Origin of the sequence: Tenacibaculum aquaeponti (genome assembly GCF_052084715.1) — a bacterium.
Lineage (GTDB): Bacteria > Bacteroidota > Bacteroidia > Flavobacteriales > Flavobacteriaceae > Polaribacter.
In genome coordinates, this window is record NZ_CP197288.1 from 1,236,737 (window position 1) to 1,248,498 (window position 11,762).

General features: G+C 30.7%; 8 protein-coding genes. 4 read left to right on the forward strand and 4 right to left on the reverse strand.

Annotation, left to right across the window (positions count from 1 at the left end):
- Positions 1-58 precede the first annotated feature (58 nt).
- The 4 genes from ACSIGC_RS05465 to ACSIGC_RS05480 all read left to right on the forward strand — a co-directional run bounded on the left by ACSIGC_RS05465 (position 59) and on the right by ACSIGC_RS05480 (position 6,137).
- Positions 59-3,259 (forward strand): VPS10 domain-containing protein, encoded by a 3,201-nt coding sequence (locus ACSIGC_RS05465; RefSeq protein WP_442267149.1) that lies wholly within the window; start codon positions 59-61, stop codon positions 3,257-3,259.
- Between the two features lie 140 nt (positions 3,260-3,399).
- Entirely contained in the window at positions 3,400-4,074 is a 675-nt protein-coding gene (locus tag ACSIGC_RS05470) for a DUF2490 domain-containing protein (RefSeq protein WP_442267150.1), read from the forward strand.
- Positions 4,075-4,113: 39 nt separating this feature from the next.
- A complete protein-coding gene (locus tag ACSIGC_RS05475) occupies positions 4,114-5,382 on the forward strand; it encodes a DUF819 family protein (protein ID WP_442267151.1) in 1,269 nt (422 codons plus the stop codon).
- Positions 5,383-5,417: 35 nt separating this feature from the next.
- On the forward strand, positions 5,418-6,137 hold the full coding sequence (locus tag ACSIGC_RS05480) for a DUF4369 domain-containing protein (RefSeq protein ID WP_442267152.1): 720 nt from the start codon (positions 5,418-5,420) through the stop codon (positions 6,135-6,137).
- 43 nt (positions 6,138-6,180) lie between these two features.
- Here ACSIGC_RS05480 and ACSIGC_RS05485 read toward each other — a convergent pair whose 3' ends face one another.
- The 4 genes from ACSIGC_RS05485 to ACSIGC_RS05500 form a co-directional block, all read right to left on the reverse strand.
- Positions 6,181-6,828 carry a peroxiredoxin-like family protein gene (locus ACSIGC_RS05485; RefSeq protein ID WP_442267153.1) on the reverse strand — a complete coding sequence of 216 codons (648 nt, stop codon included), beginning with the start codon at positions 6,826-6,828 and terminating at the stop codon, positions 6,181-6,183.
- 107 nt (positions 6,829-6,935) lie between these two features.
- Positions 6,936-8,768: a DUF885 domain-containing protein gene (locus ACSIGC_RS05490; RefSeq protein ID WP_442267154.1), complete on the reverse strand. Its 1,833-nt coding sequence runs from the start codon at positions 8,766-8,768 to the stop codon at positions 6,936-6,938.
- 90 nt (positions 8,769-8,858) lie between these two features.
- On the reverse strand, positions 8,859-10,826 hold the full coding sequence (locus ACSIGC_RS05495; RefSeq protein ID WP_442267155.1) for an OmpA family protein: 1,968 nt from the start codon (positions 10,824-10,826) through the stop codon (positions 8,859-8,861).
- Positions 10,827-10,844: 18 nt separating this feature from the next.
- A complete protein-coding gene (locus ACSIGC_RS05500; protein WP_442267156.1) occupies positions 10,845-11,762 on the reverse strand; it encodes a PorP/SprF family type IX secretion system membrane protein in 918 nt (305 codons plus the stop codon).

The following is an 11,762-nucleotide window of genomic DNA, read 5'->3' on the forward strand; positions in this document are numbered from 1 at the left end:
AAATTACAAATCATTAAGCTGTATTTTTAGCTTTCTTAATCAACTAATTCATTTTTCGATGAAAAAAATTATTATACCTCTACTTTTATTCATCTCATGTTTTGTTACCGCACAGGAGCTTTCTATGGATGTTCTAAAGAATATGAAACCAAGAAATATTGGTCCTGGTGGAATGAGTGGAAGAGTTACATCTATTGATGTCGTACATAAAAACCCAGATGTTATGTATGTGGGAACTGCCTCTGGTGGTTTATGGAAATCTACTTCTGGTGGAATTAAATGGGAACCTATTTTTGAAAAAGAAGTTACTGCATCTATTGGTGCTGTTGCTATTCAACAATCAAACCCAAGTGTAATTTGGGTTGGAACTGGAGAAGGAAATCCAAGAAATAGTTTAAATGGTGGATATGGAATTTACAAATCTTTAGATGGTGGTAAAACATGGAAATCTATGGGATTAGAAAATACTCGTCACATTCACAGAGTAATTGTTGATCCTACAAATCCTAATATTGTTTATGCTGCCGCTATTGGATCTCCTTGGGGAGAACATCCAGAAAGAGGAGTTTTTAAAACTATAGATGGTGGTAAAACTTGGAAAAAAGTTTTATACAGTAATAACAAAACTGGTGCTGCTGATTTAGTTATGGATCCTTCGAATCCGAACAAATTAATTGCTGCGATGTGGGAACACAAACGTGATCCTTGGTTTTTTAAATCTGGAGGAAAAGGAAGTGGACTATACATTACCTATGATGGTGGTGAAAATTGGAAAAAAGTAACCGATAAAGAAGGGTTTCCAAAGGGAGATTTAGGAAGAATTGGAGTTGCTATTTCTAGAAGTAATCCGAATACAATTTATGCTTTAGTAGAATCTAAAAAGAATGCTTTATATAAAAGTGAAGATGGTGGATTTAAATGGAAAAAAATAAATCACAAACCAGGAATTGGTAACCGTCCTTTCTATTATTCAGAAATTTATGCTGATCCTCAGAACGAAAATAGATTATATTCAATTTTCACTTATGTAAATGTTTCTCAAGATGGAGGAAAAAGTTTCAAGCAATTAATGCCTGCATATGGAGCAAATAATGGTGTACACCCGGATCATCACGCTTGGTGGATTCATCCAGAGAATGGAAAATTCATGATCGATGGAAATGATGGTGGTTTAAATATTACCCGTGATGGTGGTAAAACTTGGCGTTTTATAGGAAACTTACCTGTAGCACAATTTTACCATATTAATGTAGATAATGAATATCCGTACAATGTTTATGGAGGAATGCAAGACAACGGTTCTTGGAGAGGACCAGCTTATGTATGGAAAGCTCAAGGAATTCGTAATTCATATTGGCAAGAAATTAGTTTTGGAGACGGTTTTGATGTTGTTCCAGATAGAGATGATTCTCGTTACGGATGGTCTATGAGTCAGCAAGGTTTTGTTTCTCGTTACGATTACAAAACTGGAAACAATTATACTGTAAAACCAACACATCCTGATCCAGAAGTAAAATTACGTTTCAACTGGAATTCAGCAATTAACATTGATCCTTTTGATAATTCAACAATTTACTTCGGAAGTCAATTTGTACATAAATCAACAGATAAAGGTTTAACTTGGGAAGTAATTTCTCCAGATTTAACTACTGATGATAAAAGTAAACAAAAACAACATGAAAGTGGTGGATTAACAATTGATGCTACTGGTGCAGAAAATCACTGTACTGTTTTAGTTATTGAGCCTTCTCCTGTTGAAAAAAATATGCTTTGGACTGCTACAGATGATGGACGAGTTCACGTAACTCAAAACGGTGGTTCAACGTGGACAGATGTTTCTAAAAACATTAAAGGTTTACCAGCAAATAGTTGGATTGTTCAAGTTAAGGCTTCTAACAAAAATAAAGGAGAGGCTTTATTAGTAGCTAACGATTATCGTCGTTTTAACTACACACCTTATGCATATAGAACTAAAAACTACGGAAAAACTTGGGAACGAATTGTAGATGAAAATGATGTAAAAAGTTATGCATTAAGTATTGTTGAAGACCCTTTAGAGTCTAACTTATTATTCTTAGGTACAGATGATGGGCTATATGTTTCTTTAGACGCTGGTAAAAAATGGACAAAATGGACAGCGGGATTCCCTACTGTTTCTGTAAAAGATTTAGTTATACATCCAAGAGAACACGATTTAGTGATTGGTACTTTTGGTAGAGCTGCTTGGGTATTAGATGATATTCGTCCTTTACGTGCTATTGCTTCGAATAAAAATATCTTAACTAAAAAATTCGATTTATTTACACCACCAACTGCATATCAAGCGAGTTACCAACAACCAACAGGAAGTCGTTTTGGTGCAGATGCATTATATAATGGTGAAAACAGACCTTTTGGAGCTCGAATCAAGTTTTATATGAACAAGCCTAAAATGACAAAAAAACCAGTAAAGAAATCTAAAGAAGACCTTAAGAAAAAAGACGAAGACAAGAAGAAAATTAAATGGGACTCTATTAAGTTTGAAATTTATGATGGAACTCGTTTAATAAGAACTTTAAAGAGAAAAGCACCAAAAGAAAATGGAATTCATACTCAAACTTGGTTTATGAATGAAAAAGGTGTAGCTCGTCCTTCAAGAAGAATTAGAAAATCTAAATCTGAACCAAGTGGAGTTCCTGTTAAACCTGGAACTTATAAAATTAAAGCAACGTTTGGTGATCAAACTGCAGAAACAAATATCACTGTAAAATACGATCCGAGATTAGAAATATCTCAAGCTGCTATTGATGAGAAATACAACACTTCTAAAACACTTCAAAAACATCAAAAAGTTATGGCAGATGCTGTGAAACAATTGGTAGAAAGTAAAAAAATAGCAGAAGGTTATCAAAAAGAATTATCTACTAAAGATAAAAAGAAGTACGAAGCTCAAATAAAATCTTCAAAAGAGATTATCAAAAAGATTGATACTTTATTAAATACATTCTTAGGAAAAGTTGATAAACGTCAAGGAATTATTAGAAGCCCAGAAGTAAATGTAGTTCAACGTTTAGGAACAGCTAACTGGTATTCTAGCAGCAGATTTGGTAAACAAACTGCAACTGAAAAAAGGTTAATAGAACAGTTTAAAACATCATTAAATAAAGTTTTAACTGAAACCAATACATTCTTTAATAATGAATGGCCAACTTACAAAAATGAAGTAGAGAAAATTACTATTTCTCCTTTTAAGGAAACAAAAGTATTTTCTTTAAACTAGAAACATCTTCTACATTAAAATCCGTTTATTCTTATTTGAATGAACGGATTTTTTTATTCAAAAAAACATGATAAGAATAAACAATATTAAAAACTGTATTTTTATCACTTTATTCAAAATAAACAACCTGTAAATTTAATATGAAAAAATATATTCTATTAGCCATTATAATTTGGAATTCAAATATAAGTGCCCAAACAACATTACCTAATCCAGTAGAAGAATTAGGAGTTTGGTATATGTATAATGGTTCACACCGAGTATCAGAAAAATTCAGTATTAAATCTATGGCACATTTCCGTTTTTTCGAATTTGGTGAAGATATGCAACAGTTTATCGGTCGTTTTGGAGCCAATTATAAAATAAATAAAACCTTTGGTGCTACTTTAGGATATGCGTATTTAAATACAGATACATCTTACGAAGTAGATGGAGGAACTTTTGGAGATCATAGAATTTATGAAGATTTATTAGCAAATCATAACATGGGTCCTTTAAAGTTTGCACATCGCTTACGTGCTGAGCAACGATTTTTCAGATCACAAACAGGACATTTTATTCGTTATCAATTAGGGTTAAGCTATCCTTTAAGTAATAAATGGTCTACATATTTATATGATGAAGTTTTCTTTGATTTTACAGGACAATCATACAACCAAAATTGGTTAGGTGCTGGAGTAAAATATCAATTATCTAAAGTTGTAAAATTACAATTAGGTTATATGAGTATTAACACAGATGTAGGTCAGAATTTCGATCGAATTCAAATGGGAATTTCTATTAGTACAGATCATAGAAAAAAGAGCGGTAAATAAAATTTACCTTTAAATTTTACTAAATTCAAATCAAATTCCATGGAAAGTCAACCTTTATTTACAAACGATGCTATAGTATTTGGAATTTTAATGATTTCTCTTGGTTTTGTTTTTTACACAGAAAGTATTAAACAAGGCTTTTGGAAGAAGTTTTATAAAATTGTACCCGGTGTATTAATGTGTTATTTAATTCCTGCTATTTTTAATTCATTTGGAATCATTTCAGCAGACACATCTAAAACTTATTATATAGCAAGTCGTTTTTTATTACCCGCTGCATTAGTTTTAATGACTTTGAGCATCGATTTAAAAGCTGTTTTTAATCTTGGTCCAAAAGCTTTAATTATTTTCTTTACTGGAACTATAGGTATAGTAATTGGCGGACCTTTAGCAATACTATTAATTTCTATTTTTTCTCCTGAAACAGTTGGAGGACTTGGTTTTGATGCCGTATGGAGAGGATTATCTACATTAGCTGGAAGTTGGATTGGTGGTAGTGCAAACCAAGCAGCTATGTTAGAAATTTACCAATATAATCCAGAAAAATATGGAGGAATGGTTTTAGTTGATATAGTTGTAGCAAACGTATGGATGGCCATACTTTTAATTGGTATTGGTAAAACTGAAAAAATTGACAAATGGTTAAAAGCAGATAATTCGGCCATAGAAAACTTAAAACAAAAAGTAAGTTCATTTTCTGAAAGTGTAACAAAAAATCCAACTTTAACAGATTTAATGATAATTCTAGCTTTAGCTTTTGGTACTGTTGGGATTGCTCATTTTGGCGCTGAAAATATTTCTTCATTTTTAAAAAATAATTTTGAAATAGTAGCAGATAAAACTTCAGCACTATCTTCATTCTCTTCTAAATTCTTTTGGATGGTAACTATAGCAACTGTAGTTGGGATTATTCTTTCTTTTACTAAAGCAAAAAATTACGAAGGTGCTGGTGCTAGTAAGATTGGTAGTGTTTTTATATACATATTAGTAGCAACAATAGGAATGAAAATGGATTTATCTGGAATTTTAGAAAAGCCTGGACTAATTGCTATTGGTTTTGTTTGGATGGCTATTCATGCAGGGCTTTTAATTTTAGTTGCTAAATTGATTAGAGCTCCATATTTCTTCTTAGCTGTAGGAAGCCAAGCCAATGTTGGAGGTGCTGCAAGTGCACCTGTTGTTGCCGCTGCTTTTCATCCATCTTTAGCCTCAGTTGGTGTTTTATTAGCTGTGTTTGGTTATGTTGTAGGAACCTACGGAGCTATATTATGTACAATTTTAATGGAAATAGCCTCTAAAGTTTCATAGAATTCTGCATATTTGCAATCGAAAATAAAGATCCAATGAAAAAAATTATCATAGTTTGTATTGTTTCTCTAATCGCTTTTTCTTGTAATGGTAAGAAAAAAGGAAACATGGTAGTGAAAGGTGAAATAAAAGGTTTAAAAAAAGGAACCTTATACTTACAGAAAATGGCTGATACAATTTTAGTTACTTCTGACTCTATTCAATTATTTGGAGATAATAAGTTTGAACTTTCTGATAATGTTGATTCTCCAGTAATGTATTATTTAACTTTTAAAAGTGGTGATAATGAACCTAAAAAATTAATGTTTTTTGGAGAAAAAGGAGAAATTACTATTGAAGATAATATAGAACAATTTGGTTTTAAACCAACAATAACAGGTTCAGAAAATCAGAAAGTAATGGATGATTTTAATCAAATCAACCAACAATTTAAAATGAAACGTTTAGATTTTATTGCTAAAGATATTGAAGCTAGAGCTAAAAAAGATTCTTCTGCAATAGATAGTCTTGAAAAAGCGTATAAAAAAATGGTTCGTAGACGTTTTTTATATACAACAAATTTTGCTGTCTCACATGGAGATTCTGAAGCTGCTCCTTATATAGCTTTATCTGAATTATTTGATGCGAATTTATATTTATTAGATACTATAAATAACAGTTTAACCGACAAAATAAAAACATCTAATTACGGAAAACGATTACAAAAGTTTTTAGATGATATTAAAAAATCTGAAAACAAAACTCAGAAAAAATAAAAAAATCCCGCTTAGCAGCGGGATTTTTTATTGTCGATTATAATTAAATACTTTCTAAGACCTTTCTTATTTCAGAAATCTCTGCTCTTTTCGTATAATCTTCTTTTCCAAAAGCATACTGAATTACATTATTATTATCTATCACATAAGTAGCTGCCATTGGTAATTCTGCTGTAGTATTTTGATTATGCTTTTCTAAATCGATTTTAAATTCGTTACTATAGATTTCTTCTAATTCTTTATCCAATTTAAAAACTAGTCCGAGTTCTTTTCCTAATTTATTATCTATATCACTTAAAACCTCAAAAGTTAATCCATTTTTTTCTTCTGTAGTTAATGAACTATTAGGTGTTTCAGGTGAAATTGCGACTAAATTTGCTCCTAAACTTTTAAACTCTGGTAATACTTGTTGAAGTGCTTGTAACTCTAAATTACAATACGGACACCAACCACCTCTATAAAAAGAAATCACTGTAGCCTTCTCTCCTTTTACCCTATTTAAATTAACTTCTTCTGACTTTACATTAAGTAATTCAAAAGAAGGAAAAGTATCTCCCACTTTAAACGCTTGAGCTGATATTTCTTGTGTAATTAAATCGTTTGTAGTTTTATCCATCACCTCTAAAATAGATGTTGGTATTTTCTTTCTTCCTAAAGCTACTCGTGCTTCTAAGGCTTCTGTTAAACTCATATTATTTAGACTTATCATATAGTTTTATAGTCTGAAAATTTTAAAAATGATTACAAAAAAAACCGTTGAGAAAACTCAACGGCATTTAGTTTTATGTATAGTATGAATTATTTTTCTGAAGAAATATATTTATCAACTAAGTTTTCTAAAACATTTAATGGCAATGGACCATTTGTTAATACTACGTCGTGGAATTTTCTAATATCAAATTTATCACCTAAAGCCTTTTTAGCTTTTTCACGTAACTCGATAATTTTTATCATTCCTATTTTATAAGCCGTAGCTTGACTAGGCATTACAATATGACGTTCCACCATTTTAACAGCATCTGCTTCTGCATTTGGAGTATTATCTGTATAATATTTGATTCCTTCTTCACGAGTCCATTTTTTGGCATGAATTCCTGTATCTACCACTAAACGACAAGCTCTCCATAACTCCATTGCTAAACGACCAAAATCTGAATATGGATCTGAATAGAATCCCATTTCTTTAGGGATAAACTCAGAGTATAATCCCCAACCTTCAACATAAGCCGTATAACGACCTAATTTTCTAAACATAGGAACATTTTTTAATTCTTGAGCGATAGCAATTTGCATATGATGTCCAGGAATTCCTTCATGGTATGCTAATGCTTCCATTTGATAAGAAGGCATACTTGCCATATCGTACATATTTGCATAATATGTTCCTGGTCGAGAACCATCTAAAGCAGGTTGCTGATAAAACGCTTTTCCAGCAGATTTCTCTCTAAAAGCTTCTACAGCTTTCACCTGTAAATCAGCTTTTGGTTTTGTAATAAATAATTCATCTAAACGAGTTTTCATGCTATCGATGATAAACTCGGCTTTATCCATGTATTCTTTTCTACCTTTATCACTATCTGCATAGTAGAACTGTTTATCTGTTTTCATGAATTTAAAAAAGTCTTGTAAACTTCCTTTAAAACCAACTTTTTCTTTAATAGCATTCATTTCACCATGAATTCTGGCAACCTCTTTTAATCCGATTTCATGAATTTCATTTGCTGTTAAATTCGTTGTAGTTGTTCTTTTTAAAGCATTATTATAGAAAGTATCTCCGTTAGGAAATTTCCATGCTCCATCGTCTGTACTTGCAACTTTTTCTTGTGCTTCTAATGTTTTTATTAGATTTGTATACCCTGCAAAAACATTCTCTTTTAATGCTTTTTTTGCTTCTGTAATTAAAGTTGATTTTTCAGCTGCATCAATTTCTAATTTAGATACTTTATTTTCAAAATCATTTAATAAAGTACTTTTCTCGTTAGAAGTATCGAAAGGCTGACCTTTAATTAAATTTTTTGAATCATCTAAAACACGAGCAAAAACAAACTTAGGAATCATAATTCCTGCTTCTTGTCTTTTCTTTAATCCTTTAACCAATTCAGCAAACATTGGCTCAATTCCTTTTAATCTACTGATATAGTTTTCTGCATCTTTCTTAGACCTAATTTGATGCATATTAATTAAAAATGCTGGAATTTCTGCCTGAGAACCATGCATTTGATTTATAGGATAAGAATATAATCTATATTTATCATCTTCAATTGTTTCCTCTAAACTTTGTTTAAAAAGGTCATAGCTTAATTTAGTAGCTTCATCTAATGCTTTTACGTTTACAGAATCATTAATCCATTGTAAAGCTTGTTTTGTGAACTCTAATTCTTTGTCTTGAAATTCATCAGAAATATCATCCCATTTATCAGCATCTTTATTCATTCCCAAATACGTTTGATACATTGGGTGGCGATCTAATGTTGCTGTAAATTGTTGTTGAAAGAAATTATTTACTTTTTTTGATTCTTGTTGAATAGTATCTTGAGAAATTGGTTCTTCTTTTTTGGCTTCAGTTGTACAAGCCCCTAAAACATATAAAGAACAAATTAACATTGTACTTTTACTAAAATTTAATTTCATTACAGTTTTGAATTGATTATTGTAGTAAATATAGTTAATAATAAAAAAACGCTTCTAAAAAGAAGCGTTTTCAAGTTATCATACATGTATTTATTGATTACTCGAGGTGATATTTTTCCCACCTCTAACTATATAAAAATACGATCTTCTATTTCGTTGGTGTTGTTCTTCTGTACATTTATTCTGATTCGCATCGTTACAATTATTTAATAATTGATCTTCTCCATACCCAACTGCACTGTCAATTCTAGAAGGTGCTATCCCTCTAGAGATTAAATAATCTTTGGTTGCTTTAGCTCTATTACTAGATAAATTTCTATTATACTCTTTTGTTCCTCTACTATCTGTATGTGACTCTATTCGAATAACCATATCTGGATTATTTTTCATCACTGAAATAATATTTTCTAATTCATATTTAGAATCTTGACGAATATTATATAAATCAAAATCGAAATAAATTGGATGAATTACAATTTGAGATTCTTGGCCTTCCTTATCTACAATTAAAGATTCTAAAGTTAAATTTGTTGTAATTACTTTTTTATCGACATTAAGCGTAGCAGTTTTTTTCTGATCGTTTCTATAATCATCTTTTGAAGCTGCTATAGTAAAATCTTTTTTACAATCGATACTTTTAAAACTATAACTTCCATCTGCTTTTGTTACTTGTTTAGAAAGAGGTTCTCCATTTTCATCAATTAATCGAACTAATGCTCCAGAAATAGGATCTCCTGACTTTAAATCAGTAACAATTCCTTCAATATCTTCTTTACATCTATTAATAGTAAAACTGTAAATATCATCATCTCCTTTACCTCCTCTACGATTAGAAGAAAAGAATCCATTAGTTCTCTCAACGTTAATTACAAAAGCAAAATCATCTCTAGAACTATTTACTGGTTTCTCTAGATTTACAGGCTTAGTATATTCATTGTTTTCTATTTTAGATTCAAACACATCTAAAGCACCTAAACCTAAATGACCATCTGAAGAAAAATATAGTGTTTTATCACTTCCAACAAATGGAAACATTTCTCTTCCTTCAGTATTAATCTCTCTTCCAAGATTAACTGGTTTACCATAAACATCTTCTTCGTAAATATTAACTTTATAAATATCAGTCTCTCCATAACCATAAGGCATATCTGAAACAAAATACAAAGTTTTTTCATCTGGGCTTAACGCTGGATGTCCAATAGAATAATCATCACTATTAAAAGGTAATTCCTTAATATTTTTCCACTCATTACCTTCCTTTTTAGCTTTATAGATTTTTAAATGAGAAATATTCTTTTTATCACCTTTCAGAGAACTTCCATTGAAATTATCTCTAGTAAAAAACATTGTTCTTCCGTCTTTAGTAATTACTGCATTAGATTCGTGATATCTTGTACTAATTGAATTCAATCTAATTGGATTTTCAACTTCTAAAGTTTTTTTATCGGACTTTACTAAATACGTTTTATACACATTTAAAAAAGGTTGATCATTCCATTTATAAATATCATTCTTTTTTAATTTATCTTCTGCAACTGCTGGTTTTGTTGATGAAAAATAAAATACATCATCATATATAAACCCTCCAAAATCTGAATATTTCGTATTAGAAGATATATTATGTACATTTAAAAATGCGTTATTTGTTTTTGAGTATTCACTGAAATAATCAGAATTTTTTTCTAAAGCTTTAGGTCGGCTATCATCTCGTTGCACATCTTCAATTTTTAAAAGCCAAGAATCTGATTCATTTATATCTCCAGTACTTCTTAACGACTGTGCGAATCTGAAAATATGAGTAACTGATACTTCTTTTGGATAATTTTTCATGAGTTTTTTATACCAAGGCACAGCTTTTTCAAATTCACTATTAAAATAATAAGAGTCGGCAAGTCTACTCAATACTAAATAAGAATTATCTCCTTTTTTATTAATATCGAGGTACATATCTGCTGTTTTTTTATATGCAAACTCTTTAAAGTAACGATCAGCAGTTCTTAACTGTGCGAAACTAACAGCTATGCTAAAAATGGATAGTATAAATAGTACTTTTCTCATCAGTATAAATTTTAATGATTAGAAGAATCTTGGCGATTTCGTTGTTATCTTAGGTGAACCTTCCCAACGTAACATTAATTCGTAAGTTCCTGAATTATAATTACTATAATTAGATGTAGTGAGATCATAAGCAAAACCTAAATTAAAGTTTTTTGCAAATCTAAAACCTAGAAGTGTACTTATAGAATCATCCCATCTCCATGCTACACCTGCATTAAATTTTTCATTAAAAAGAAAATTAGCAGAAAGATCAAGTGATAAAGGCGCACCTTTTACCACTTTTACTAATGTTGCAGGTTTAAATTTCACTGATTCACTTAAATCAAAAACGTAACCACCAATTAAGAAAAAGTGTAAACGTTCTGTTGCTACATTTCCTCCATTAAAAGTATCATCATAATGTTCAGTTCGTAAAATATTTGGTACAGCAGCACCTAAATACCATTTGGGTTTATAATAAAATACTCCAGCTCCAATTGTAGGCAATAAACGATCTAAAACTCCTAATAACTGATCGGATTGTGCTTCTGGATTTCCTCTTCTAGGATCTACATTTAAACTTCGTCCTCCTAGTTTTAAACCAAATGACAAATTTGCATCTTCACTTAATTTAACGCCATAAGAAATATTTGCATCTAAAGACAACTCTCTTGCTGGTCCAATTTCATCATTAATTAAATTAATACCTAAGCCTACTCCACTTGTTCCAAGTGAAGTATCGAAGCTTAGTGTTTGTGAATCTGGAGCACCATTTACTCCAACCCATTGTGTTCTGGCAATAGCTGTAATAATAGTATGTCCGTTTGTACCAACATAGGCTGGGTTAACACTCATTGTATTATACATATATTGTGTAAACTGTGGGTCTTGTTGCGCATTTATTGCATTAGTTACAAATAGTAATAAGGCAACTGTATACTTTATGATGTTTTTCAT

What these genes read in the sequence shown, in the direction of transcription:
- ACSIGC_RS05465 (WP_442267149.1), top strand. Translation starts at nt 59, where the DNA reads ATGAAAAAAATTATTATACCTCTACTTTTATTCATCTCATGTTTTGTT.
- ACSIGC_RS05470 (WP_442267150.1), top strand. Translation starts at nt 3,400, where the DNA reads ATGAAAAAATATATTCTATTAGCCATTATAATTTGGAATTCAAATATA.
- ACSIGC_RS05475 (WP_442267151.1), top strand. Translation starts at nt 4,114, where the DNA reads ATGGAAAGTCAACCTTTATTTACAAACGATGCTATAGTATTTGGAATT.
- ACSIGC_RS05480 (WP_442267152.1), top strand. Translation starts at nt 5,418, where the DNA reads ATGAAAAAAATTATCATAGTTTGTATTGTTTCTCTAATCGCTTTTTCT.
- ACSIGC_RS05485 (WP_442267153.1), bottom strand. Translation starts at nt 6,828, where the DNA reads ATGAGTTTAACAGAAGCCTTAGAAGCACGAGTAGCTTTAGGAAGAAAG.
- ACSIGC_RS05490 (WP_442267154.1), bottom strand. Translation starts at nt 8,768, where the DNA reads ATGAAATTAAATTTTAGTAAAAGTACAATGTTAATTTGTTCTTTATAT.
- ACSIGC_RS05495 (WP_442267155.1), bottom strand. Translation starts at nt 10,826, where the DNA reads ATGAGAAAAGTACTATTTATACTATCCATTTTTAGCATAGCTGTTAGT.
- ACSIGC_RS05500 (WP_442267156.1), bottom strand. Translation starts at nt 11,762, where the DNA reads ATGAAAAACATCATAAAGTATACAGTTGCCTTATTACTATTTGTAACT.